Source organism: Paraburkholderia sp. J10-1 (genome assembly GCF_905220165.1).
GTDB lineage: Bacteria > Pseudomonadota > Gammaproteobacteria > Burkholderiales > Burkholderiaceae > Paraburkholderia.
This window is the reverse complement of sequence record NZ_CAJMYW010000005.1, coordinates 138577-163561: the sequence shown is the minus strand read 5'-3', so window position 1 is coordinate 163561 and position 24985 is coordinate 138577. Positions and strand designations below refer to the sequence as shown.

Below are 24985 nucleotides of genomic sequence, written 5' to 3'. Positions count from 1 at the left end.
AACTAAAACCGCGCATGGGTGTGCAACCCATGCGCGGTTTTTTGTTGCCTTTGCGTTTTATCGATGCAGCCTGAAATCGACGCTTTCCGGCCGCCCCTCGAGCGAAAGCGCCGCGCGCTGTGCAGGTTGCCGGCTCACCACCCTGCCCCGGCTCACGACTGCGAGCCGCGCTGCGCGCAACCGGATCGCCTCGATGGGATCGCGCGCGTCGAGCACGACGAGGTTCGCCGCGCACCCGGGCGCCACGCCATAGCCTTCAAGGCCAAGGATCGTCGCGGCATTCACGGTCACCGCATCGAAGCAGGCGCGCGAGGCGTCGGTGCCCGTCATCTGCGCGACGTGCAGACCCATATGCGCGACTTCGAGCATGTCGCCCGAGCCGAAGCTGTACCACGGGTCCATCACGCAATCGTGGCCGAATGCAACAGTCACGCCTGCCGCCATCAACTCAGGCACGCGCGTCATGCCGCGGCGCTTCGGGTAGGTATCGGAGCGCCCCTGCAGCGTGATGTTGATGAGCGGATTCGCAATCGCCGCGACACCGGATTCGCACATGAGCGGAATCAGCTTGCTCACGTAGTAGTTGTCCATCGAATGCATCGACGTGAGATGCGAGCCGGTCACGCGCCCGTGCAGGCCCAGGCGATGCGTTTGCGCCGCGAGCGTTTCGATGTGGCGCGAAAGCGGGTCGTCGGATTCGTCGCAATGCATGTCCACGCGCAGGCCCTTATCGGCGGCGAACTCGCAGAGCAGGCGCACCGATTCGGCACCCTCCGCCGTCGTGCGCTCGAAGTGGGGAATGCCGCCTACCACGTCCACGCCCATCGCGATCGCGCGCTTGAGATTGTCGAAAGCGCCGGGGCTGCGCAAGACGCCATCCTGCGGAAACGCCACAAGCTGGAGATCGAGATACGGCGCGACACGGCGCTTCACTTCGAGCAGCGCTTCGACCGCGAGCAGCCGCGCGTCGCACACATCGACGTGCGAGCGGATGGCGAGCAGCCCGCGCGCGACGGCCCAGTCGCAGTACTGAAGCGCGCGCTCGACGAGCGCCTCCTGCGTGAGATGCGGCTTGAGCTCGCCCCACAGCGCAATGCCCTCCAGCAGCGTGCCCGACGCATTCACGCGCGGCAGGCCATATGAGAGCGTGGCGTCCATGTGGAAATGCGCGTCGACGAACGGTGCGCTCACGAGCGCACCCGCCGCATCGATCTCCTCGCGTGCCGCCGCCGCGAGATGCGGTTCCACGGCGGCAATGCGCCCGCCGTCGATGCCGATATCCACCGTGGGATACCCGGCGGGATGGGCATGCGCGAGCACCGCGCGGCGAATGATCAGGTCCATCTGCGGCTCCTTGTTCTGGTCGGGCGGCGAGTGCCTTTCGCATCGATTCTAGCGACGCCAGAATAGCGCCGCCATCACCGTAACCGGCATAACCGGCGGCGCGAGGTCGCAAGCATGCGCTTTCGCGGTCCGGGTACTCAACAAACGGACTGTATGCGGGCCGCGCCCATGACCGTACCGCGTCGGATCGGCCCGAGCGTACCTGTACGGCGCGCCGGACACGCCTATACTCGTGCGGACTGACTAGTCCAAGAGCGTGAGAGGGAAATCGATGAAGACGATCGGCGTGATCGGAGGAATGAGCTGGGAATCGTCGGCCGAGTACTACCGGCTGCTGAACCGCCATGCGAAAGCGCGTCTGGGCGGGCATCACAACGCACGCAGCCTGATGGTGACCGTGGACTTCGCGCAAGTCGAGGAACGCCAGCGCGCGGGCGACTGGGACGCGCTCGGCGTGCAGATGGCCGACGCCGCCCGCCAGCTCGAACGCGGCGGCGCGGACATCGTGCTGCTCGCGACGAACACCATGCACCGCGTATGCGCGGCGATCGAGGCGACAATCTCCATTCCCTTCCTGCATATCGCGGACCCGACCGGCCAGGCATTGCGCGCCGCCGGCGTCACGCGCGCGGCGCTGCTCGGCACGCGCTACACGATGGAGCAGGACTTTTATGTGGGACGGCTGCGCGAAGCACACGGTATCGAAGCGATCGTACCGAACGAACACGATCGCGCGGATGTGCATCGCATCATCTATGACGAGTTGTGTCACGGCAATGTGAACGCGCAATCGCGCCGTGTCTACCAGCGCGTCATAGAAGACCTCGCCGCGCGCGGCGCGCAGGCCGTCATTCTCGGCTGTACGGAAATCACGCTGCTGATTGGCCCGAAAGATTCGACCCTGCCGGTATTCGACACCACCGCGTTACATGCGCAGGCCGCGGTGGATTGGTCATTGGGGGGCTAACCGCCTGTCTCGCCTGGCACATCATGACCCGCTGCGAGATGTGTGCGCGGCGGGAAAAAGAAGTCCCTGGGATGACGGCGCAGGCGACTCAACACGTCGCCGAACAGCCGGCGCGTCTCGCCAAAGGTGACGTTGCGCGCGCGCAGCGCGACCCACATCGCAAGACTGAAGCTCACGAACAGGTTAATCGTGCCGATCGCCCAGGTTCCCGCCATGGCGCCCAGGAGCAAGGTCTGGGGTACCGCAAAATCGAGCGAAACGCTCGCGAAACCGGAGTACGTGGACGCGAATGCGACGTGCCGGATGTCGAGCGGCAGCCCGAGCAGCATGCCGGCCACCCATACCGCGCTCAACATGAAACCGAATACGAGGTTGCCGATCAACGCACCGAGGTTACCTCTGACATAGTTGGCAATGCGTTGCAGATTGCGCTCGCCGAACACACGCCTCGCCCAGCGGATGTGTGTAATCCGCTCGGGAATGCGCTCGTAGATGCACAGGTTGTCGCAGTAGCCGTTGATCTGACCGGCAAGGAAAAGACAGACGCCCGCAAGTGCTGCGTAGACCAGCGTGGACGGTTTGAACGCCACCTCGTTGAGCAGTCCCGTGGCCCTGGCGGCGCTGATCAGCGGATGCCCTGTCGCCCACCGGTACGCAAGCCCGATCAACATCGCGACCGGCACGGCCAGCGCCACGTTGCCGAAGATCGCCGCGGTCTGGCTGCGCATGGTTCGCACAACCAGCGTCACGAGGTGCTCGAGGTCGCGCCCGCCCTTGCGGCTGCTGTCCTTGATTGCCGCGGCCAGTACATGGGCCGTCATCGCGGGCTGCTTGGTGGCTACGGTGCCGCGCAGGATGTGAATCAGCACGAAGCCGAGCCCGTAGTTGAGCCCGAAGGCGAACGATTCGTTGAGCGGCGTCCAGCCATACCCGGCAATGATGAACTTGAGCGCCGACATGAAACCGATGATGGAACCGCCGAGCAGCGCCGAACGTAGCAGCGCAAAGTAATCCTTGCGGCTTGCCGCAATATAGTGCTCGCCCGCATGGCCGGCATTTTCGGTCACGCGCAGTGCGATCAACTCGACATTCTGGCGGAAGTAATCGCGCAAATTGTTGCGGCAGCATTCCGCCTGAATGAGCCCGGATGCGAGGTCGGCGATCATCGGCAGCACGATATCGGCCTCGAGCGACTCGCGCAGCGCCGCCACCAGGTCGATCAGCGTTTCGGCACGGGAGAGATGCTGGTTCAAGCGCAGCAGATGCAATGTCAGCGAGACGCTGGTGCCAGCGCGCGCCGCGCGTTTGCGAATCCGGTCGCCAACGGCGCGGCACTGATCCAGCAGCACCGCAACGTGTTGCGAGTCGATGCCGGCGGTGCGGGCGGGCGACGTCTCGAAGCTCGCAATGTAGGCCAGTATTTCCTGATTTTGCGCGATGAACGGCGAGCGTTCCGATTCGAGCATCGGGTCGTGCCGCAGCATTTCGGGCTCGAGGCCAATGGCGGCAATCCGGTAAGACAGCACGCGCAACGCTTCGAGCACTTGATGCAGAGGCTGCACCGCGCCCGGCGCGTCGCGTGCGCATTCTTCCTCTGCGTCTTCGTCGAATCGCAGCGCGCGCAGCAGGTCGGTCCACGCGTCGACACCCACCTCGCGCACCCACAGATGATCGCTTGCGCGCCCGAAGACCTTGGCGATCACATCGCGCAACTGGCCCAGATCGAGCAAATCGGGCAGCAGCGTGCTGCGAACGAGCCGGTGCGTCACTTCGGTGAAAAAACCGTTGTTCGGGAAAATGCCAACGTCCGTATACAGTGCCACCTGCTTGCGCTCGGTCAGCAGGCGCCGCAGCGCGCCGCGCAGCGCGGCTCGATAGTCGCTGCGGTGCTCGAGCAGAAAGCAAAGCGTGTAGACCGCATGTCTGGCCGCCTCGCCATGGAAGGCGCGGCGTGGGCGGATCCTGCTGACGAGATCGCTCAGAAGCACAATGTCTGACTCGCTCGCATCGACGAAGCCATCCAGAACGCGCTCGAGCGCCGACTGATGGGTATCGGAAGTGACGGGTTTCTTCATGGGGTTGCGGGCAAAACGGTACGCACGTTCGGGGGGCGACAAGAGACGAAAAAGGCTGCCGCCTGCCGGTCGGCTGGTCAGCAAGTGCCGGCAGGCAGAGAAGGTTAAGGGCTGCTGGACATCGGACAAAGTCGGAAGTCGCCTCGACTTGTCAGCGGTCAAGTCGGCCCGGACACGCCGGAAACGTCGAATGAATCCACCCTGTGAGCGCTGACGTCATGCGAGCGATGGTGGTCACTATGCGCGAGTCGGCCGTCTTGATGAGCGGGATGCGTAAGGTAGAAAAAACCGCTCGCGGCGGTTTCATGGATCGGCACAAAGGCTTGCCGCAACGGGTTACGGAGAAGCTTCGCGCCTGCGATACGAGGAAGATGTGTGAGTGGCGACGACTGTGGAGCCGTTCGTACCGGATTTCGCTGGGCAACAAAAAACCCGCTCAAGAGCGGGTTCATTTGCGTGACGGCTTGTACGAAAAGCCTGATTAGGCTTTGGTTGCGGGGGTAGGATTTGAACCTACGACCTTCGGGTTATGAGCCCGACGAGCTGCCAGACTGCTCCACCCCGCGTCCGTCAGAGAAAAGAAGTATAAGGTATCGAAGGCCTTCCGTCAAACATCTTTTTCATTCAGGTGACACATCACGCCTTCGACCATCATCGAGCGAGCGCTCGTCACACCGCGATTGCTTCGGACACCCTGGCAAATTGGACTACGCCTGCGCAGGCTCCACCAGCGGCCACACCTCTTCCGCCCAGGCCAGCCACATCTCCTGCGTGTGAATGCCCGCCTTGAGGATCGCATACTGCAACTGCTGCCCGCGCGTGAGCGAAGACGATCCAAAATCGCGTTGCTCGATCTCCCGATAAGTCGCAAGCCGTGCGCGATTTTCGGCGATGAGCCGCGCGAGTTCCTCGGCGAGGCCGAGCGGCCCGATCACGGCATCGGCACGCAGCTTGAGCAGGAACACGTTGCGCGAGTCGAGGTCGAGCACCGTCTCGCGCGCCCAGCGCGCCACCTCATCGCGCCCCACCGGCAACACGCAATACACCTTCTTGCGCGACGCGGCAGCCGTCTCGTCCTCGACGACCGACACCCACCCCGCCTCGACCATGCGGCCCAGTTCGCGATAGATCTGTTGATGCGTGGCATGCCAGAAGTAGCCGATCGCGCGATCGAAGCGGCGCGCGAGGTCATAGCCCGACGAAGGCTTCTCCAGCAAGGCGATGAGGATGGCGTGCGGCGTCGACATGCGGCGATTCTAAACCACGCCCCACCCAATGCCGGATCTGTTGCGGATCGAATTTTTCCACTATGCAACTGGTTGCATAGTTTCGACGGCTTTGCTATGTTTAAGCCTGCCAGCCGGCGCCCACGCCGGCGCAACGCGTCACGCAACAAATCACGCGACGGCAGCCGCACCCGGCCGCCGCCCCAGTCAAGGAGATATGGATGTCCCTGCCCGCCGTGCTGCGCCGCGGCCTGTCGATTCCGGTCGTCGGCTCGCCGCTCTTCATCATTTCGAATCCCGATCTCGTGATCGCCCAGTGCAAGGCGGGCGTCGTCGGCTCGTTCCCTGCGCTCAATGCGCGGCCCGAGCCCGTGCTGGGTGAATGGCTGGACCGCATTACCACCGAACTCGCCGAATACAACGCGAAGCACCCGGACGCGCCGGCTGCGCCGTTCGCCGTGAACCAGATCGTGCACAAGTCGAACGACCGCCTCGAGCACGACCTCGGCGTTTGCGCGCAATACAAGGTGCCGATCGTCATTACGTCGCTCGGCGCGCGTGAAGAAGTCAACCATGCGATCCACGCATGGGGCGGCATCGTGCTGCACGACGTCATCAACAACACGTTCGCGAAGAAGGCAATCGAAAAAGGCGCGGACGGACTGATCGCCGTGGCCGCCGGTGCCGGCGGCCATGCGGGTGTGCTCTCGCCGTTCGCGCTGATCCACGAGATTCGCGAATGGTTCGACGGCCCCCTGCTGCTTTCGGGCGCGATCGGCAACGGCAACGCGATTCTCGCGGCGCAGGCAGCAGGCGCAGACCTCGCCTATATCGGCTCGGCGTTCATCGCCACGCATGAAGCGAATGCCGTCGACGCGTACAAGCAGATGATCGTCGACGGCGCCGCGGGCGACATCGTCTACTCGAATCTCTTCACGGGCGTGCACGGCAACTATCTGCGCCAGAGCATCGTCGCGAGCGGCCTCGATCCGGAAGCGTTGCCGCAGTCGGATCCGTCGGCGATGAATTTCGGCTCGACGCGCGTGAAGCCGTGGAAGGATATCTGGGGCTCGGGCCAGGGCATTGGCGCGGTGAAGAGCGTCGTGCCGGCCGCCGAACTCATCGAGCGTTTGAAGCGCGAATATCAGGCAGCGCGCGTGCGTCTGGGCGTGGCCACCGCACCGCAAGCCGAGGAGCAAGCCGCGCTTTGATGCGCGGCGCGAGGCGGGGGCGATCATGCCGCGCCCGCCTCGCTTCGTCATGAAGCAGCGCGCCTTGTGCGCGCGCGTTATGTGCGCAATTTCACGCGCGCGATTTCCTCTTCGACGTCGCGCAACTGATCCTTGCCGAAGTACATTTCGTCACCGACAAAGAACGTCGGCGAACCGAATGCGCCGCGCTCGAACGCCAACTGCGTATTCGCCAGCAACGCGGCTTTCACGTCGGCGTCCTGAATCGCCGTTTCAAACGCGGGGGCGTCGAGACCATCTGCCTGGAGCGCTGTGCGGATCACCGCAGCGTCGTCCATCTTGAGCCCCTCTTCCCACATGTGCGCGAACATACGGTCAACGTAGCGTTCGAACGTGCCGTTACGCTGCGCGGCAATCGCGCCGCGCATGATTTGCAGCGTATTCACCGGAAAGTGCGGATTGCGCCGATAAGCCGTGAGTCCATGCCGCTCGACGAAGCGCCGCATCTCCAGCATCATGAACTTCTGCTTGTTTTCGACACCCGCGAACGCCTCGCCCGGCGAGCGGTTGCCGCTTAGCTTGAAGAGGCCGCCAAGCAGTATCGGCACATAGTCGAAACGCACCTGCTGCCGCGCCTCGATGTCGCCGATCACCTTATGGCACAGATACGCGTTAGGACTGCCGAAGTCGAACAGAAACTGCACGTTGACGTCACCCATTGTGTCTCCTCTATGTAAATTTGCGCAGCTTTGCCCACGCACGCCGACATCCTAAGATACCGGAAACCGGGCTGCCATCAACGAGCGCGAGACAAGCACCATGATGCAAAAGAAAGCCGTACCGGTCATCGGCGCAGGCGATAATGGCGCCGAAGTGCACAGAAAGCACACCGTCACCCTATCGAGCCTCACATGAAAATCGCAACGTGGAACGTCAATTCCCTCAAGGTCCGTCTGCAGCACGTCATCGACTGGCTCAACGAGAGCAAGACCGACGTGCTCTGCCTCCAGGAACTGAAGCTCACCGACGACAAGTTCCCCCGCGCCGACCTCGAGGCGCACGGCTATCGCAGCTGGTTCGCGGGCCAGAAGACCTATAACGGCGTGGGCATCCTCGTGCGCGAAGGCCTCTTCGTCGACGAAGCCACGGTCGTGCGCAACATTCCTGGCTTCGAAGATCCGCAACAGCGCGTGATCGCGACGACCATCGGCGATGTGCGCGTGGTGAGCGCCTATTTCCCGAACGGTCAGGCGCCGGGCACCGAGAAGTTCGCGTACAAGCTGCAATGGCTCGACGCCATGCACGACTGGCTCGCGCAGGAAATGCAGCGCTACCCGAAGCTCGCGCTGCTCGGCGACTACAACATCGCGCCCGAAGACCGCGACGTGCACGATCCGAAGGCCTGGGAAGGCCAGAACCTCGTCTCGCCCGAAGAACGTACGCAGTTCCGCCGGCTGATCGAACTGGGCTTCGTCGACGCGTTCCGCCAGTTCGAGCAGCCCGAAAAGATCTTCACGTGGTGGGATTACCGCATGTTCGCGTTTCGCCGCAACGCGGGCTTGCGCATCGATCACATCCTGCTTTCGCCCGCGCTCGCGGGGCACCTCACCGCATGTGAAGTCGACAAGGTGCCGCGCAAGTGGGAACAGCCTTCGGATCACACGCCGGTCATCGCCACGCTCGATGTCGCCGGCTAAACGCCCGCCTTACCAGCTTCCCGCGAGCGTGGTCCACAGAAAGCGATAGACGAGCGCGTCATATTCTGCGCGCTCGAGCGAATCGCTGCCGGGGCCGTGGCCGCCTTCGGTGTTCTCCAGATACCAGACGTTCGCGTGCCCCTGCTTCTCCATGCGCGCGACCATCTTGCGCGCGTGCGAGGGGTGGACGCGGTCGTCGCTCGTCGACGTGGTAAACAGCGACGGCGGATACGCAACACCGGGCTTAACATGGTGGTAAGGCGAGTAAGCGGCGAGTGCGCGCGATTCTTCGGCATCCTCAGGATCGCCATATTCGTCGATCCATGACGCGCCCGCATGCAGCAGCGGGTAACGCTGCATGTCGAGCAACGGCACCTCGCACACCACCGCGCCAAACAGTTCAGGACGCTGCACCATGCACGCACCCACAAGCAGTCCGCCGTTGCTGCCGCCCTTGATACCCAGTTGCGCAGCGCTCGTATAGCCATCGGCGATCAACTGTTCGGCCACGGCGATGAAGTCGTCGAACGAGCGCTGGCGATGCTCGCGCTGCGCCTCGACGTGCCAGGCCGTGCCGTACTCGCCGCCGCCGCGAATGTGCGCGATCGCCACGACACCGCCCTGCTCCAGCCAGCCGATGCCCGAGCCCACCAGATATTGCGGCGTGAGCGCGATCGCGAAGCCGCCGTAGCCCGTGAGCAGGCACGGCGACGCCTGGCGGGAACCGGCGTCCAATACGGCCTTCGGACCAATCACGGTGAACGGTACGCTCGTGCCGTCGGCCGAGCGCGCGTGCGAGCGAATGACCGTGAGCGGTCCGGCATCGAACTGCGTGGGCCAGCGGTCGAGCAATTCCCACTGCTGGAGATCGGTTTGCGCGAGATCGGCCAACCAGTATTCGGGCGGCAGCAGGTAATCGTCGACGTCGACGAATACCTCGTCGTTGAGCGTGTCTTCAATGGGCGAGACGTCCACCTGCGAACTCGCACGTGCGGGAAACACGCGAGACTCCCAGCGCCACGCGCCCTCCTCCTGCCGCGGCTGCCAGAGCATCGTGCGGCTCTCCACGTCGTCGAGCCAGGAGACGATCAGGACGTTTAGCGTATTGGTCCAGTCGCATGCCGACGTAACGGGAGTCGGCGTGAAGAGCGCCGTGAAGGCGCGGTCACCTGCGAGGAAAGCGTCCTCGCGAATCACGAGCAACGCGCCGCCCTTGTACGTCACGCCCGCAACGGTCCAGTCGAGGCGCGGTTCGAGCAGCAGCCAGCCATGCCACGCGCCCACCGAGACATGCGTGGGCACGTCGTACACTTGCCAGTCGCCACGCTCATCCAGGCGATAGGTATAGGAATCGAAGAAGTCGACGCTGCGCACCACGTCGTGGCGCTTTTCGACCGGGTCGTAGTCGCCCTCGACGCTGATGTCGTCGAACTCGCCGCTGAATACCACCGGCGCGTCCGCGAGCGCCGTGCCGCGCGTCCAGCGGCGCACCTCGCGCGGGTAGCCCGAGCGCGTGAGCATCTTCTTGCCGGCCTTGCCGCCCGCATCCCAGCCCAGGTACACGGTATCGCGATCGATCCACGAAATGATGTGCTTGCCTTCCTTCGCAATCGCGAAGCCATCGCTCACGAATTCGCGCTTCACGATATCGAACTCGCGCACGATGACTGCGTCGGAACCGCCATCGGAGAGCTGGATCAGCGCACGGTCGCCGTCCGGGTAAAGGACGTCGATACCCGCACACACCCATGGCTTCTCTTCTTTCGCACCGAGCGCGTCGAAGTCGATGAGCGTTTGCCACTGCGGCTTGTGAGCGCGCCAGTCGGCCCAGAGCGCGCGGCGCCACAGGCCCTTGGGATTGTCCTCGTCCTCCCACAGGTCGTAGGCCCACTGCTGCCAGCGGCTCGGGATCACGGGCCGTTCGCGAGGCAGGTAGGCCTGCGCGAGGCGCTTTTCCAGCGCCTCGAAACGCGCACCGCCCTGCCACGCGGCGCGCGTGCGCGCATTCTGCGACTCGACCCAGGCCATGACGGCGGGGTCGTCGAGCGATTCGAGCGAAAGGAAGGGGTCGGCCTCGGCGGGCCAGGGAGAAGTCACGGGCATGATCGGTCGTCGACAGGAAAACAGCGTCGATTATGCCCTGTGTGCGCACCGGCGCACTGCGCAGCGGGCCGGCTCGCATTGCGCGAGGCCGGCCCGTTGCCACATGCTAACGCACGCTCATTCCAGATTGAGTTCCTGAATCTTGCGCGTAATGGTGTTGCGCCCAATGCCAAGACGCTCGGCGGCCTCGACCTTGCGACCGCGCGTGAAATCCAGCGCCTCGCGGATCACGGCGGCTTCGAAGCGCCGCGAGAGTTCGTCCATCACGTCGGCGCTGTTCTCGCGCAAGAGACGCGCGACTTCCGTGCGCAAACCGCTCTCCCACACGCTCAGCGTCGCGACGGCAGCCGCGGCACCGTTAGACGCGCCGAACGCAGGCGTGCCGAACACCACGCCGCCCGACGCGCCGCCCATGGCGCCAGGCAAGCCCGCGCCCGCCAAAGCACCCGCAACGGGCGATGCAGCGCTCGCGCCATTGGCCGCCGCACTGGCTTCGGCCGCGGCATCGCCGAGATGCGCCGCCGCACCCGCAGAGCCGTGCGCAGGCACGAGGTCAGGCGGCAGATCCTTGATCTCGATGGTCTGCGCGGGCGCCATCACCGTGAGCCAGTTCGCGAGATTCTCGAGCTGGCGCACGTTGCCCGGAAACGGCAGCGCGGACATCCAGGCAAGCGCCTCGTCGGAGACGCGCTTGGGCTCCACGCCCAGTTCGCGCGCGCTCTTCTGGAGGAAGTGGCGCGTGAGCAACGGAATGTCCTCGCTGCGTTCGCGCAGCGCGGGCAAACGCAGGCGAATCACGTTGAGCCGGTGATACAAGTCCTCGCGGAAGAGGCCCTGGCGCACACGCGTTTCGAGATTCTGGTGCGTCGCGGCGATCACGCGGACGTTCGCGCGCAGCGGATTGTGTCCGCCCACGCGGTAGAACTGCCCGTCCGAGAGCACACGCAAGAGGCGCGTTTGCAGATCGAACGGCATGTCGCCGATTTCGTCGAGGAACAACGTGCCGTTCTCGGCCTGTTCGAAGCGGCCCTGGCGCATGGCCTGCGCGCCCGTGAACGCACCGCGCTCGTGGCCAAACAGTTCGGATTCCAGAAGATCCTTCGGAATGGCGGCAGTGTTCAGCGCAATGAACGGACCGTTCGCGCGTGGGCTATGTCGGTGCAAGGCGCGCGCGACAAGCTCCTTTCCGGTGCCAGACTCGCCCGTGATGAGCACGGTGGCCGCCGAATGCGAAAGCCGTCCGATGGCGCGGAACATGTCCTGCATGGCCGGCGCCTGGCCGAGCATCTCGGGCGCCTCAGCGGGACGCTCGTCCCACTGCTGCTCGCCGCGCATGCTTTCGTCCACGGCGCGGCGAATCAGCTCGACGGCCTTGTCGACGTCAAAAGGCTTGGCGAGATACTCGAACGCGCCGCCCTGAAACGCGGCGACCGCGCTGTCGAGGTCCGAGAACGCCGTCATGATGATGACGGGCAACCCCGGCACACGCTCGCGCACCGTTTGCAGCAGCTCGAGGCCCGAGCCGCCCGGCATGCGGATGTCGGAGACGAGCACCTGCGGGCTGTCGTGATCGAGCGCGCTCGCGGCCTCGCGCACGTTCGAAAAGCTGCGGGTCGCGAAGTTCTCGCGGGCAAGGGCCTTTTCGAGCACCCAGCGTATCGATTGGTCGTCGTCTACTATCCAGATCGGCTTCATAAGATCGGTCAGAAGTCCTGGTGGCGTGCGGTATCGGTAAATCCGTGAGCGACTTGAGTCGTTGTTTGTTCAACTATCAAGCGGCAGCAATATCTGAAACTCAGTGTGGCCCGGCCGGCTATCCACTTCGATAAGTCCGTCGTGCTGCTGGACGAACGTCTGCGCGAGCGTGAGGCCGAGACCGCTGCCATCCTCGCGTCCGGAAACGAGCGGATAGAAGATGCGGTCGCGAATATCTTCGGGAATGCCGGGTCCGTTGTCAGTGATATGCAAGTCCAATGCCAGCTTGCACAGGCGTTTCGAAATCGTGATCTTGCGCGCAACACGCGTGCGCAATTCGATGCGCGCGTCGCCCTGCGAGATACGCTCGCGCAGCGCCTGCGCCGCGTTGCGCACGATGTTCAGCAGTGCCTGGATCAGCTGCTCCTTGTCGCCGCGCAGGTCGGGCACGCTCACGTCGTAGTCGCGCTCGATCGTGAGGCCGCGCGGGAATTCCGCGAGGATCACGGCGCGCACGCGCTCGCACACTTCGTGAATATTCACGTCGCCCACGATATGCGGATGACGGTGCGGCTCCAGCAGCCGGTCGACGAGCGTTTGCAGGCGGTCCGACTCCTTGATGATCACCTGCGTGTACTCGCGCAATTCGTCGCGCTCCAGCGCGCCAAGCTCGAATTCGAGCAGTTGCGCGGCGCCGCGAATGCCGCCGAGCGGGTTCTTGATCTCGTGCGCGAGATTGCGAATCAAATGCTTGTTCACGGCCGTGAGGTCGTGAATGCGCTCCTCGCGATCGCTGCGCAGATGCCGCTCGTTCTCGAACAGTTCGAGCAACACATAGTCGGGCGCGCTTTCGAGAAAGCCCACCACCACATGCACGTTCAGCGGCTCGCGGCCAAGGCGTTCTAGCGAAGCGTCGAGCCGCGTTGCGTGAAAGCGATGCTCGGCGATCGACGCGATCGTCGAAAGCAATTCGTCCGCGTTCGAGAAGAGATCCGACCACGCCATCTGCGCGAGTTGACGGCGCGAGAGATCGAGCATCGCCTCCGCCGAAGGATTCGCGAAGGCGACACGCAGCGTGCGCTTGTCGAGCACGAGCACGACCGTGGGCAGCGCCTCGAAGCCGGGCAACAGGCCCGACTCGATGAGCGGCGCGTCGCCGGAGAGCGGTTCGGCGTGGCCCTTTCTTGCCTTGATCAGATTCTTGAGCACCATGTTTCAGGCCGGCCGCCACGCGGCGCACCGGCTACGGTCCTGGTCGTTAGTACTGTTCAATGAGCGGGTCGGCGTGCATCAAGCGCCCAACGAAAAAGGGACGGCACCGCCGTCCCTTGGAGACCAACGCCTAAGCGTCCTGCGAGTCGTACAAACTGAACCGGCGCTTCGCTGTACAGCGTGCAGCGAAGCGCCATCGCCAATTACAGCGAGTAGTACAGTTCGAACTCGACCGGGTGCGTGGTCATACGCACGCGTTGCAGTTCGCTTTCCTTCAGCGCGAGGTACGCGTCGATCATGCCGTCGGTGAACACACCACCGCGCGTCAGGAACTCGCGATCCTTGTCGAGCGCTTCGAGCGCCTGGTCGAGGCCGGCGCAAACGGTCGGGATCTTTGCATCCTCTTCCGGCGGCAGGTCGTACAGGTTCTTGTCGGCGGCTTCGCCCGGGTGGATCTTGTTCTGCACGCCGTCCAGACCCGCCATCATCAGTGCCGAGAAGCACAGGTACGGGTTGGCGAGCGGATCCGGGAAGCGCGTTTCGATACGGCGGCCCTTCGGGTTCGACACGTGCGGAATACGAATCGACGCCGAACGGTTGCGTGCCGAGTAAGCGAGCTTGACCGGCGCTTCGAAGTGCGGAACGAGACGCTTGTACGAGTTCGTGCCCGGGTTCGTGATGGCGTTCAGCGCGCGAGCGTGCTTGATGATGCCGCCGATGTAGAACAGCGCGAATTCCGACAGGCCTGCGTAGCCGTTGCCCGCGAACAGGTTCTGGCCGTCCTTCCAGATCGACTGGTGAACGTGCATGCCCGAACCGTTGTCGCCAACGACCGGCTTCGGCATGAACGTCGCCGTCTTGCCGTACGTGTGCGCCACGTTGTGGACGATGTACTTCAGTTGCTGCGTCCAGTCCGCGCGCTGAACCAGCGTCGAGAACTTCGTGCCGATTTCGTTCTGGCCCTGGCCCGCCACTTCGTGGTGGTGCACTTCGACCGGAATGCCGATCTGCTCGAGCAGCAGACACATTTCCGAACGGATGTCCTGGAACGTGTCGACCGGCGCGACCGGGAAGTAGCCGCCCTTCGTGCCCGGACGGTGACCCGTGTTGCCGCCTTCGATTTCGCGACCCGACGACCACGGTGCTTCATCCGAGCCGATCTTCACGAAGCAGCCCGACTGATCCGTGTTCCACTGGACCGAATCGAAAATGAAGAATTCCGGCTCCGGACCGAAGAAGGCGGTGTCGCCGAGACCCGTGCTCTTCAGATAGGCTTCAGCGCGCTTTGCCAGCGAGCGCGGGTCGCGCTCGTAGCCCTTGCCGTCGGCCGGCTCAACCACGTCGCAGGTCAGGACCAGCGTCGATTCTTCGTAGAACGGGTCGATGAAGGCCGTGTTCGGGTCCGGCACGAGCAGCATGTCCGAGGCTTCGATGCCCTTCCAGCCGGCGATCGACGAACCGTCAAACGCATGACCCGACTCGAACTTGTCTTCGTCGAATGCCGACAGCGGAACCGAAACGTGCTGCTCCTTGCCGCGCGTGTCCGTGAAGCGGAAGTCGACAAACTTGACGTCTTCGTCCTTGACGAGTTGCATGACGTCGGCCACGGATTTACTCATAACCTATTCTCCTGATTAACGATTTCGGCGAACGCTGCCGCCGTCCCAATCTTGTTGATCCTCGCCGGCCGCCTCCTTCCCAGGTCCGTCCTGCTGACCTCGACTGGCCGGCTGCGAATCGATCGAGACATATAAAGCAGCTTCCGTGCCATGCATGCGCCAACGTGGCGCAAATCCCTTTCGCGACACACACTTGCAATCAAAAATCGTGCGCCGCGCTTTTGTGGAGCCACCAAGGTGGCGACTCATCGGCACCAAATTCGTGCAATCCCGAATTTGGCGCGCGAATCTCTCTTTATTATGGTGCAAAACGCCTCGCATGCACCAACTTAATGCATTCCGCCCTTTATGTTGGTCAAGCACCGCGCGGTTGCGGTTTTGCGTTGCCCGGACTGGCCGCCTCGCTCCGTCCCCACGCGCTAGAATGGTTTTTTGGTCCAACGCGAAACAGGAGATCCGTTGTCATGAGTACGCTCGAACAGTTGTACGCCCAGGCCGAGAAGCGCCGCGTCGAGAACCAGCTGCCCTACGCGGGCGCGGTATCGCCCGCAGAGGCATTCGAGCTTCTGCAGCTCGACCCGCGTGCGCGCCTCGTTGACGTGCGCACGCGCGCTGAACTCGACTGGGTCGGCCGTCCCGTCGTGGGCGACGGCCAATACTCGCACGTCGAATGGACCCGCTATCCGGGAGGCGTGCCCAACGCCGAGTTCCTCACCCAGCTCAAGAGCGCCGTGGAAACCGACGCACCCGTGCTGTTCCTGTGCCGCAGCGCCGCACGCTCCAAGCTCGCCGCCATCGAAGCCGCAAAGGCCGGCTTCACGAAAGCCTATGACCTGCTCGAAGGTTTCGAAGGCGACAAAGACGGCCAGGGACACCGCAAAACCGTCACAGGCTGGTGCTTCCGCGGCTTGCCGTGGATCGGCGCATAAAGCCCTGAAACTGGCCCGCTGCAACCCAACGGGCCACTCTGAGCGCCCCGTGTGACACGCCGATGATGCGCCGCCAGCCCTACCGCGCTACGCGGCGCACCTTGACTCGCTGACTCAAAAACCGGCGCGCGGCCCGCTGCGGCGCTCGCGATCGGGCGCGCCCTCGCCCGGCGCCGGCGGCTCGACCACATCGCCGCCCAGTTCGTGCACGCCTTCGCGCAGCTTCACGAAGGCGGCCGCCACGGCCTCGGGCTCGCCCTTCACACCCAGATCGATATGCCGGCGCGCGTAAATGCCGCCGCGCTCCGTATCGCCGACGCTCGGCAGGCTGAACACCCGCACGCCCGGAAAATCGCGCTCGATGCACTCCATGAGCGGCGTGAGCGTCGACTCCGGCAACTCGAACACGAGCAGCGACTTCTCGGCGTGCGGCGTCTGGTGATGCAGGTGCGCGTACTTCGTGTCGAGCACCCACTCGATCATCGGCCAGGCCATCACGGGGAAACCGGGCACGAAGTGATGATCGCGGATCGAAAATCCCGGAATCTTGTTGTAGCCGTTCGGGATGATCTCGCAGCCCTGCGGGAACGTGCCCATCTGGAAGCGATGCAGATTCTCGGGCGACTGAAAGTTCACGGGATCGGCGCCCGTGTGCATGTCGCGAATCCGCTCGCGGATCGCCGCCTCGGCATCCGGATGCAGCGCGAGCGGCACGCCCAGCGCCGCGGCCGCGCACTGGCGCGTGTGGTCGTCCGGCGTCGCGCCGATGCCGCCCGTCGAAAATACGATGTCGCCCGAAGCGAACGAGCGCCGCAGCGTCTCGGTAATGCGCACGGGGTCGTCGCCCACGTACTGGGCCCACTCGAGCGAGAGGCCGCGCGCGCCGAGCAATTCGATGACCTTCGGCAGATGCTTGTCGGAGCGGCGCCCCGAGAGAATCTCGTCGCCGATGATGATGACGCCAAATGCCATGTGTCGCCTCGCTGAATTGTCTTGAGTGTGGAGCGTGTTAGTGCACGATCGTCACGTCACCGGATGCCTGCTGCACTTCATGCGCGCGCATGCGCTGAAGCGCGCGCAGGCAGTAGTGCCCGAACCAGAGTGCCGTGAACACCAGAATGAACGCGTAAATCCAGATGGTCACCGCCGCGAGCACGGGAAAGAACAGCAGCAGCCACGCGGAGACGGCCCAGATCGCCGTGGGCAACGAGCCGAGCAGCCCGCTCACCACGCCGATCACGAGCAGCGGCAGGCGATGGCTGCGCACCAGCGCGCGGCGCTCCTCGACGGTTGCGTGCAGCGCTAGCGCGTCGTAGGTCATCACACGATACGTGAGCCAGCCCCACAAGAGCGGCGGAATGAGCGCGAAGAACGGCGGGATGAGCCAGAGCGGCAGCGTCACGATCATGACGATCAGGCAGACGAGGGTCGTGACGAGCGAATAGAACAGACTGCCGTACCAGCTGCCGCCGCGCCGCATCTCGAGCATCGGATACTGGCGCTTCGAAAGATGGCCGATCACGCGCGGCATCGAAATCGCGACGATCAGCAGCAACACCGAAATCACGATGAGCGGAATCGTCAGGATGATGACCAGAAACGGCGCGATCGTCGCGCGAAGCCAGCCAAAGCCGAGTGCGTCGAAGAGATGGTAGAGGTAGGCCGTGGACGACCAGTTCGCGAGCGCGCCGCGCATGAGGTCGAGCAGCGGCTGCCAGAACACATAGAGCACGGCGCCCCACACCGCCGCCGCCACGAGAAACGGCACGAAGGTGAGGAGCAGCATGGCGGGATGGAACACGCTCGCGAGCGCGCGTCCGAACGAGCGCAACAGATCATTCATGCGAGCGGAATAAGGCGAAAAGGACGGGTGGAGAACACAGTGTCGGCGAAATCGGTGCGACCAAGCCGACAGCATAAACCACCGCGCGTACGGCGGGTAAGACGGCTGCGATGAAGGGGAAAGACGCCGCGCCGGCGTTCAGGTCACGGTGGCGTCGTCGCGTGCCTCGGCCCGCGCGGCAGTGGCCGCATGGGAACCCGAACGCAGGCGCCGCGCGATGCGGTTGAACGCATAAGCCTGCTGCGCCCAGAAGCCTTCGCCATAGCGCGCGCCTTCGAGCTGGTCGCGAATACCCGTGGGCTCGATCTCGCGATTGAACGACGCGCTGCCGAACATCATGTCCCACCAGGGGAACAGCACGCCGAAGTTGCAGCCGTAGTGGGTGCCTTCATGGCCATAGCCAATGGCGTGATGGCGGCGGTGAAAACGCGGGCTCACGACCAGCCGCTCGCCGAGCCAGCCGAAATGCACGCGAATATTGGCGTGCTGCACGCTCTGCATGAAGTTCGTGAGCGCCACCAGCACCACGAATTGCGCGGGCGGCACGCCAATCACGAGCGCGACGACGGCGAACATGCACGATTGACCGACCACGTCGAGCAGATGGTTGCGGTCATCGCACCAGAGCGACATCTTGCGCTGGCTGTGATGCACGGCATGCAGTTCCCACCAGATGCCGTAGCGATGCGAAAGCCGGTGGTACCAGTAGCTGAAGAAGTCGAGCACCACGAGGTAGATGGCGAATGCCACGAGCGGCTGCGTGGTCACGCCAGGCCAGAGGTTGTCGAGATCCACCGTCTTCACGCCCATGAGCCGCAGCGCGCTCTGCGCGCGGTCGAAGAACGGCTGCATCGTGAAGAAAAACAGCAGGTTCAGAATGCCGAGGCGCGTGATCCAGGTGTAGAGCGCATCCACCCCTACCCCCTTGCGGTCACGCCACTTCTCCGCGGGCAGGAGCGCTTCAAGCGGGCGCAGCAACGCGTACATCAGGCCCACTTCGAGCACGCCCACGATCACCCAGTAGAGCGCGTCGTAGGTGTCTTCGTCCACGTCCATCATGCCGACGTGGAAAAGCAGCGGCTGAATCGCATTGACGTAGAGAAGCGTCTGGAGCCACGACACGAGGTCGTCCGCACCCGCAACCACGGCCTGCCCCGCGTGCGCGATCACCGCCAGCCCAGACGCCACCATGTCCACACGTCCTCCCGTTCTTCAGGCCCCGTTCGGCGCCGTCACGGGCGCGCGATCGTAGAAGTAGATGCCATGCGGCGAGCGGCCCACGGCGATGGTCTTGATGAGCTTCTTCGACTGCATGTCGATGAGGCCGATGTGCTTCGCGAAACGGAACGTCACCCAAAGATAACGCTTGTCGGCGGTAAGTTCCATGTCGTCCGGACCGGGCATCAGACCGCTGATCTCACCGGTCTTTTCGAGCGTTTCCTCGTCGATGATGCTAATGACATTCGCCACGCGGCTCGACACCAGCACGTGGCGGCCGTCCACGAGCGAGCGGAAGTTGTGCGCGGCCTTGCCCACCTGGATCGTCTTGACGATTTTCTGGTTGCGCCAGTCTACGACCGCCACATAGTCGGCGCCCGTCATGCCGACGAGCAGGTACTTGTCGCCGGGCGTGAGCCACAGGCCGGCCGGTGCGGAACCGACCTTCATTTTCCAGAGCACCTTCTGCGTGGGCAGATCGACCGCTGCGATTTCGCCCGACACCTGCAGCGAAACGAACACGGTGCGGCTGTCGTTGGTGAACGCCAGGTGGCTCGGCATGGCCGAGAGCGGCAGGCGCTTCGCGAGCGTGATATTGCTGCCGCCCGCGTAGTTGTAGATGTCGAGACGGTCGAGGCGCAGCCCCGTGGTGACGAACCACTTGCGGTCGGGCGAGAAGCCGAGCTGATACGGGTCTTCGACGTTTTCGACCCAGCGCTGCGGCTTGCCGGTTTTCGGATCGACGAACAGCAGATTGTTCGACACCGAGTTCGCGACGATCAGCGACGTGTTGTCCGGCGTGGGAAAGAGGTGATGCGGTTCCTTGCCTGTGGGCACGGTGCCGACGACTTCGTGCGTCTTGTCGTCGATGAGGCTCAGCGTGGCTTCGCCCGAATTGAGGACGATGATGTTGTTCGCATGCGCGGCCGTTGAAACCAGCGCGGCACAGGCGAGTGCGGCGGCAGCGGTCTTGGTGGCAAAGCGGCCAAATGAGCGGCCAAATGAGCGGCTAAATGTGTTGTGGTTCGGCATGAAGAATCGTTCCCGGGCAGATTCGTGATTGTAGAACGTCTACCTGCACGCAAGGTTGACGTAGGGCCCTTGAAATATGAAAGGGGCGCAATAAAGCGCCCCATTTCGAACAAGTGTTATGGCCCGCAATGCCGCAAATACGCCGGCAGTGGCGGGCAGGTGCGGCTTATCGCTGCATCGATTCCCAAACCTTGTACAGACGCTTCACGGAAACCGGCATCGGCGTGCGCAACTCCTGGGCGAAGAGCGAGATGCGCAGCTCCTCGAGCAGCCAGCGGAACTCCGAGAGACGCGGATCGAAAACGCCGCCGCGCTGCGAGAGCGCGCGCTGATACTGCTGCGCGAGCGGCTGAAACTCGGCGGCCTGGCGCGCGTCGCGTGCGGGGTCGGCACGCAGCTTGTCGATGCGCAGCGCGACGCCCTTCAAGTAGCGCGGGAAATGCACGAGCTGCGCATAGGGCGTCTCCAGAATGAAGCGCTTGCTGATGAGCGCGTCGACCTGCGCCTGCATGTCCGCTGCGGGCGCACCGAACGCCTTGGCCTGCACGAGCTTCTTCGCAAGCGACGCATACTCGGCGAGGATCTGGCCCACGAGCCGGGCAATTTCCTGCGCGAGCAGCGACAGACGTCCGCGGCCTTCGTCCTTGCGCGCGTGGAAACTCGCGTCGTCGTCGGGCAGCGGGTCTTGCAGGCAGGCGCGGTCGAGCGCGAGTTCGACCAGTTGATCGCGCAGCTCCTCCTGCGTCGCGCGCGCCATGAACTGCATCGCCATCTCGCGCAGACCCGGCAGATTTTTCTCCAGGTAGCGGATCGGCTCACGCAGCTGCAGCGCGAACAATCGACGCAGCCCCGCGCGATGAATCCGCGCGGCCTCCTCCGGCGAATCGAACACTTCGACATCGCAATGCGTGCCACGGTCGACGAGCGCCGGATAGCCGAACAGCGTCTGTCCGCCGCGGCGGATTTCCAGCAGCTCGGGCAGTTTGCCGAAATTCCACGTCGTGAGGTTTTCGTAGAGCGCGGTGGCGGGCGCGGCATCTCCCGGCGCGCTCGTGTGCGGCACGTTGCTCTTTTGCGGCGCGTTGGCGCTCGCCCCGCGTTCGGCCTGGGCGATCTGCGCGACATCCCCGCCCTGCGCGTGCGTTTCCAGCGCAGCCAGCGCCGTTGCGCTCGCGAGCTTCTGGAATTGCTGCTGTGCCTGCGCACCAAGTTCAGCGCGCAGTTGCGCAAGGTTGCGGCCCATCGCGAGCTGGCGACCGTGCTCGTCGATCACCTTAAAGTTCATGAAAAGGTGGGCGGCCAGTGTTTCCAGCTTGAAGTCGGCGGATTTCAGCGCGACCTGCTTCTGCTCGCGCACGTCGGCGATCAGCGCCTCCAGCAGACCGCCCGCGCCGAAGCGCTCGCCGCCCACACGCTCGGCAAAGCCAGCCGCGTACTCGGGCAACGGCACGCAATGCCGGCGCAGCTTCTGCGGCAGCGACTTCAGGAGCAATTGCGCCTTCTCCTTGAGCATGCCCGGCACGAGCCATTCGCAGCGGCGCGCATCGACCTGGTTGAGCGCGTAGAGCGGCACCGCGAGCGTCACGCCGTCGCGCGGCGAGCCCGGCTCGAAGTGATACGTGAGCGCCATCGCCACGCCCGACATCGTCATGCGCTTCGGGAACAGATCGGTCGTCACGCCGGCCGCTTCGTGACGCATCAGGTCGTCGCGAGAGAGGTACAACAGACGCAGCTTGTCCTCGGGCTGGCCGCCCTTCCTCACCTCGTCGCGATACCAGCGCTCGAACGACGCGCCCGAGTAAATGCCCTCGGGAATCGCCTGGTCGTAGAAGCCGTAGATCAATTCGTCGTCGACGAGCACGTCCTGGCGGCGCGACTTGTGTTCCAGCTGCTCGATATCGGCAAGCAGCTTGCGGTTATGCGCGAAGAACGCGAGTTTCGTGTCGAATTCGCCTTCCACCAGCGCGCCGCGAATGAAGAGCTCGCGCGCACGCGCCGGGTCCTGCTTGCCAAACGCGACGCGCCGGCGCTGGTACACCGGCAGGCCATAAAGCACCCCGCGCTCGAACGCGCTCACCTGCGCCGCGCGTTTTTCCCAATGCGGCTCGGAAAGCGACTTCTTCAGCAAATGCGCGCCCACCTTCTCGAGCCACTCGGGCTCGATCTTCGCGATGCAGCGCGCGTAGAGGCGGCTCGTTTCGACGAGTTCCGCCGCCACGACCCAGCGCCCCGCCTTCTTCACGAGCGCAGAGCCCGGCCACAAGTGGAACTTGATGCTACGCGCACCGAGGTAGTGCGGCTCGTCGTCGGCCTTCAGGCCGATGTTGCCGAGCAGGCCCGTGAGCAGCGCGTGATGGATCTGCTCGTAGGTCGCGTCGGCTTCGTTGATCCGCCAGCCATGCTCGCGCACCACCGTCAGCAATTGTGAATGCACATCGCGCCATTCGCGCAGACGCAAGTGCGAAAGGAAGTTCGCGCGGCACGCATCCAGCAATTGCCGGTTGGACTTCTTGTGCGCGACGGCCTCCTCGAACCAGGCCCAGATCTTGAGCCACTGGAGAAACTCGGAGCGCTCGTCGGCGAACCGGCGATGCGCCTGATCGGCCTGCTCTTGCGCCTCGATCGGCCGGTCGCGCGGGTCCTGCACCGAAAGCGCGCTCGCGATGACGAGCACTTCGCGCAGCGCCTGCTCGTCGCGCGCGCCGAGAATCATGCGGCCCACGCGCGGGTCGAGCGGCAGGCGCGCGAGTTCGCGGCCAAGCGGCGTGAGCGCGTTGTCGTCGTCGACTGCGCCCAGTTCGTTGAGCAGCTGATAGCCGTCGGCGATCGCGCGACCCGGCGGCGGCTCGATGAACGGGAACGTCTCGATCGCCGTGAGATGCAGCGACTTCATGCGCAGAATCACGGCGGCAAGCGAGGAGCGCAGGATTTCCGGATCGGAGAATCGCGGCCGCGCGATGAAATCCGATTCCTCGTAAAGCCGGATGCAGATGCCGTCGGCTACGCGACCGCAACGGCCCGCGCGCTGGTTCGCGGCCGCCTGCGAGATCGATTCGATCTGCAGTTGCTCGACCTTGTTGCGGTACGAATAACGTTTCACGCGCGCGAGGCCGGTATCGACCACGTAGCGGATACCTGGCACCGTGAGCGAGGTTTCGGCCACGTTGGTCGCGAGCACGATGCGGCGCGCGTTCGAAGGCTTGAACACGCGCTCCTGCTCCTGCGCGGAAAGGCGTGCGAAAAGCGGCAAGATTTCCGTGTGCGGCGGATGGTGCTTGCGCAGCGCTTCCGCTGCGTCGCGAATTTCGCGCTCGCCGGGCAGGAATACGAGCACGTCGCCCGAGCCTTCGCGGCAGAGTTCATCGACGGCGTCGACGATCGCTTCCATGAGGTCGCGATCGCTGTCTCGCTGCGACTTCGCGCCCTTTTCACTGCGCTCGCGGCCCGTCGTGCCCTGCGCATTCTTCACCGCCGGGCTGTCCTCCTGCACCGGCCGGTAGCGCACCTCGACGGGATACAGCCGCCCGCTCACCTCGATCACCGGCGCAGGCTTTTCCTCGCTGCCGAAGTGGCGCGCGAAGCGATCGGCGTCGATCGTCGCCGAGGTCACGATCAGCTTGAGGTCGGGCCGGCGCGGCAGGATCTCCTTCAGATAGCCGAGCAGAAAGTCGATGTTGAGACTGCGCTCGTGCGCCTCGTCGATGATGATCGTGTCGTAGGCCTTGAGCAGCGGATCGGTTTGCGTCTCCGCGAGCAGAATGCCGTCGGTCATGAGCTTGACCGAGGCGCCCGGCGAGAGATTGTCGGTGAAGCGCACCTTGTAGCCGACCACTTCGCCGAATGGCGTATTGAGTTCGTCGGCAATGCGGCGCGCCGTGGCCGAAGCCGCAATCCGCCGCGGCTGCGTATGGCCGATCAGACCCGTGCCGCCCGCGCCGAGGCCGCGGCCCAAAGCGAGCGCGATTTTCGGCAACTGCGTGGTCTTGCCCGAGCCCGTTTCACCGCTCACGATCACGACCTGATTCTGCGCAATCGCACGCGCGATTTCCTCGCGACGGCCCGAAACCGGCAGCGCTTCGGGGAACGTGATGGGCGGGACCTTGTTCGGCTCGACGTTGGCGCGCGGAGCACGCGCCGGGCGCTCGCTGCGCGGCTTGCGTTCGTTCGCTACGGCCGCTTCGGCCGTTTCATTCGTTACGGCCGTTTCGTTGCCAGTGCGCGCGGCGCGCTGCTGCGCGGAGGGATCGCGTTCGCGTACAGCTTGCGGCCGTGGCGCGCGGTGCGGTTGATGTTGCGTCGGCTTTTGCTGCTGGGAAGGATCACGCGGGGCATTGCGCGACGGCTTCTGCGATGCGTTATCCGTAGCGTCGCGCGGTGCGCGTTGCGTTTGCGCCCGGGCATCACGCTGCGCGTCTGGCTTGCGCGGCGCGCGTGCCTCACCCTGCTGCACGCGTTGTTCGCTTTGCGCTGCGCGATTTGGCTCCCTGCGCGCCGGCTGCGCCGCCGCTGGCTGAGAAACATTTCGCGCTTCGCGAGGTTGCTCGGGCTTGCGTGTTTCGCCATGCCCGCCTGGCGCGTCCTTGGGACTCGCGGACTGCGTCGGCGCGGGCGGTGCCGCACGCTTGTCCTGCACGCGCGCGCCGCCCAGCGCGCCGCCGCCCATGAGCGTGGCAAGCTTGTCCGACGACGCGAGCTTTTCCCCGTCGCCATACTTCTGCGACGCGCTTTTCGCTTTCGCGCCGTCCTGCGCCGTTTCCTGCCCGGCCGGGGTGTTGCTGCCCTGCGCCGAGGCAGGTCTTTTGGGTACATTCGACATGGGGGCGCATTATAATCCC

Annotated in this window: 17 protein-coding genes and 1 tRNA gene; 4 read left to right on the top strand and 14 right to left on the bottom strand. The window is 64.4% G+C overall.

The genetic code is table 11. The annotated features are described in order from the left end of the window. Positions 1-57: 57 nt before the first annotated feature. Positions 58-1344 (bottom strand): amidohydrolase family protein, encoded by a 1287-nt coding sequence (locus U5A65_RS18160; RefSeq protein WP_321946926.1) that lies wholly within the window; start codon positions 1342-1344, stop codon positions 58-60. A 271-nt stretch (positions 1345-1615) separates the two neighbouring features. Between U5A65_RS18160 and U5A65_RS18155 the strand changes: the two genes are divergently transcribed. Beyond that, positions 1616-2311: an aspartate/glutamate racemase family protein gene (locus U5A65_RS18155; RefSeq protein WP_321908995.1), complete on the top strand. Its 696-nt coding sequence runs from the start codon at positions 1616-1618 to the stop codon at positions 2309-2311. On the opposite strand, the gene U5A65_RS18150 is transcribed toward U5A65_RS18155, so the two are convergent. From U5A65_RS18150 to U5A65_RS18140, 3 genes are all read right to left on the bottom strand, one after another. Beyond that, positions 2308-4386 (bottom strand): site-specific recombinase, encoded by a 2079-nt coding sequence (locus U5A65_RS18150; RefSeq protein ID WP_321908997.1) that lies wholly within the window; start codon positions 4384-4386, stop codon positions 2308-2310. The two genes, U5A65_RS18155 and U5A65_RS18150, sit on opposite strands and share 4 nt — an antisense overlap. Positions 4387-4875: 489 nt before the next feature. Then, positions 4876-4952 (bottom strand) — tRNA-Met (locus tag U5A65_RS18145). Positions 4953-5093: 141 nt separating this feature from the next. Continuing rightward, positions 5094-5633, bottom strand: a complete 540-nt coding sequence (locus U5A65_RS18140; protein WP_321946925.1) for a PadR family transcriptional regulator — start codon at positions 5631-5633, stop codon at positions 5094-5096. A gap of 200 nt (positions 5634-5833) precedes the next feature. Between U5A65_RS18140 and U5A65_RS18135 the strand changes: the two genes are divergently transcribed. Next, positions 5834-6823 carry a nitronate monooxygenase family protein gene (locus U5A65_RS18135; protein ID WP_321934917.1) on the top strand — a complete coding sequence of 330 codons (990 nt, stop codon included), beginning with the start codon at positions 5834-5836 and terminating at the stop codon, positions 6821-6823. 77 nt (positions 6824-6900) lie between these two features. Here U5A65_RS18135 and U5A65_RS18130 read toward each other — a convergent pair whose 3' ends face one another. After that, complete coding sequence (locus U5A65_RS18130; protein WP_321946924.1) at positions 6901-7521, bottom strand: 2-hydroxychromene-2-carboxylate isomerase; 621 nt, start codon at positions 7519-7521, stop codon at positions 6901-6903. A 192-nt stretch (positions 7522-7713) separates the two neighbouring features. On the opposite strand from U5A65_RS18130, the gene xth reads away from it, so the two are divergent. After that, complete coding sequence (gene xth, locus U5A65_RS18125; RefSeq protein WP_321909004.1) at positions 7714-8499, top strand: exodeoxyribonuclease III; 786 nt, start codon at positions 7714-7716, stop codon at positions 8497-8499. Between the two features lie 9 nt (positions 8500-8508). Here the strand turns inward: xth and U5A65_RS18120 are convergent, their stop codons facing one another. From U5A65_RS18120 to glnA, 4 genes are all read right to left on the bottom strand, one after another. Beyond that, positions 8509-10602 carry a prolyl oligopeptidase family serine peptidase gene (locus U5A65_RS18120; protein WP_321946923.1) on the bottom strand — a complete coding sequence of 698 codons (2094 nt, stop codon included), beginning with the start codon at positions 10600-10602 and terminating at the stop codon, positions 8509-8511. A gap of 117 nt (positions 10603-10719) precedes the next feature. Continuing rightward, complete coding sequence (gene ntrC, locus U5A65_RS18115; RefSeq protein ID WP_321946922.1) at positions 10720-12297, bottom strand: nitrogen regulation protein NR(I); 1578 nt, start codon at positions 12295-12297, stop codon at positions 10720-10722. A 69-nt stretch (positions 12298-12366) separates the two neighbouring features. Beyond that, the gene (glnL, locus tag U5A65_RS18110; protein ID WP_321909009.1) at positions 12367-13509 is read right to left on the bottom strand and encodes a nitrogen regulation protein NR(II); all 1143 of its coding nucleotides are present in this window, start codon (positions 13507-13509) and stop codon (positions 12367-12369) included. 203 nt (positions 13510-13712) lie between these two features. After that, complete coding sequence (gene glnA / locus U5A65_RS18105) at positions 13713-15128, bottom strand: type I glutamate--ammonia ligase (RefSeq protein WP_042264808.1); 1416 nt, start codon at positions 15126-15128, stop codon at positions 13713-13715. 464 nt (positions 15129-15592) lie between these two features. On the opposite strand from glnA, the gene U5A65_RS18100 reads away from it, so the two are divergent. Further along, entirely contained in the window at positions 15593-16057 is a 465-nt protein-coding gene (locus U5A65_RS18100; protein WP_321909010.1) for a rhodanese-like domain-containing protein, read from the top strand. A 114-nt stretch (positions 16058-16171) separates the two neighbouring features. Here U5A65_RS18100 and U5A65_RS18095 read toward each other — a convergent pair whose 3' ends face one another. The 5 genes from U5A65_RS18095 to hrpA all read right to left on the bottom strand — a co-directional run bounded on the left by U5A65_RS18095 (position 16172) and on the right by hrpA (position 24966). Further along, complete coding sequence (locus U5A65_RS18095; protein ID WP_321909012.1) at positions 16172-17029, bottom strand: competence/damage-inducible protein A; 858 nt, start codon at positions 17027-17029, stop codon at positions 16172-16174. Between the two features lie 37 nt (positions 17030-17066). Further along, on the bottom strand, positions 17067-17900 hold the full coding sequence (locus U5A65_RS18090) for an EI24 domain-containing protein (protein ID WP_321909013.1): 834 nt from the start codon (positions 17898-17900) through the stop codon (positions 17067-17069). Between the two features lie 138 nt (positions 17901-18038). Beyond that, positions 18039-19091, bottom strand: coding sequence for a sterol desaturase family protein (locus tag U5A65_RS18085; RefSeq protein WP_321946921.1), 1053 nt, complete (start codon positions 19089-19091; stop codon positions 18039-18041). Between the two features lie 21 nt (positions 19092-19112). After that, positions 19113-20150: a beta-propeller fold lactonase family protein gene (locus tag U5A65_RS18080; RefSeq protein WP_321934922.1), complete on the bottom strand. Its 1038-nt coding sequence runs from the start codon at positions 20148-20150 to the stop codon at positions 19113-19115. Positions 20151-20316: 166 nt separating this feature from the next. Next, entirely contained in the window at positions 20317-24966 is a 4650-nt protein-coding gene (gene hrpA / locus U5A65_RS18075) for an ATP-dependent RNA helicase HrpA (RefSeq protein ID WP_321946920.1), read from the bottom strand. Positions 24967-24985 lie beyond the last annotated feature (19 nt).

Excerpts from the sequence above, each read along its gene's own strand:
- U5A65_RS18160 (WP_321946926.1), bottom strand. The coding sequence starts at position 1,344 with ATGGACCTGATCATTCGCCGCGCGGTGCTCGCGCATGCCCATCCCGCC.
- U5A65_RS18155 (WP_321908995.1), top strand. The coding sequence starts at position 1,616 with ATGAAGACGATCGGCGTGATCGGAGGAATGAGCTGGGAATCGTCGGCC.
- U5A65_RS18150 (WP_321908997.1), bottom strand. The coding sequence starts at position 4,386 with ATGAAGAAACCCGTCACTTCCGATACCCATCAGTCGGCGCTCGAGCGC.
- U5A65_RS18140 (WP_321946925.1), bottom strand. The coding sequence starts at position 5,633 with ATGTCGACGCCGCACGCCATCCTCATCGCCTTGCTGGAGAAGCCTTCG.
- U5A65_RS18135 (WP_321934917.1), top strand. The coding sequence starts at position 5,834 with ATGTCCCTGCCCGCCGTGCTGCGCCGCGGCCTGTCGATTCCGGTCGTC.
- U5A65_RS18130 (WP_321946924.1), bottom strand. The coding sequence starts at position 7,521 with ATGGGTGACGTCAACGTGCAGTTTCTGTTCGACTTCGGCAGTCCTAAC.
- xth (WP_321909004.1), top strand. The coding sequence starts at position 7,714 with ATGAAAATCGCAACGTGGAACGTCAATTCCCTCAAGGTCCGTCTGCAG.
- U5A65_RS18120 (WP_321946923.1), bottom strand. The coding sequence starts at position 10,602 with ATGCCCGTGACTTCTCCCTGGCCCGCCGAGGCCGACCCCTTCCTTTCG.
- ntrC (WP_321946922.1), bottom strand. The coding sequence starts at position 12,297 with ATGAAGCCGATCTGGATAGTAGACGACGACCAATCGATACGCTGGGTG.
- glnL (WP_321909009.1), bottom strand. The coding sequence starts at position 13,509 with ATGGTGCTCAAGAATCTGATCAAGGCAAGAAAGGGCCACGCCGAACCG.
- glnA (WP_042264808.1), bottom strand. The coding sequence starts at position 15,128 with ATGAGTAAATCCGTGGCCGACGTCATGCAACTCGTCAAGGACGAAGAC.
- U5A65_RS18100 (WP_321909010.1), top strand. The coding sequence starts at position 15,593 with ATGAGTACGCTCGAACAGTTGTACGCCCAGGCCGAGAAGCGCCGCGTC.
- U5A65_RS18095 (WP_321909012.1), bottom strand. The coding sequence starts at position 17,029 with ATGGCATTTGGCGTCATCATCATCGGCGACGAGATTCTCTCGGGGCGC.
- U5A65_RS18090 (WP_321909013.1), bottom strand. The coding sequence starts at position 17,900 with ATGAATGATCTGTTGCGCTCGTTCGGACGCGCGCTCGCGAGCGTGTTC.
- U5A65_RS18085 (WP_321946921.1), bottom strand. The coding sequence starts at position 19,091 with ATGGTGGCGTCTGGGCTGGCGGTGATCGCGCACGCGGGGCAGGCCGTG.
- U5A65_RS18080 (WP_321934922.1), bottom strand. The coding sequence starts at position 20,150 with ATGCCGAACCACAACACATTTAGCCGCTCATTTGGCCGCTCATTTGGC.
- hrpA (WP_321946920.1), bottom strand. The coding sequence starts at position 24,966 with ATGTCGAATGTACCCAAAAGACCTGCCTCGGCGCAGGGCAGCAACACC.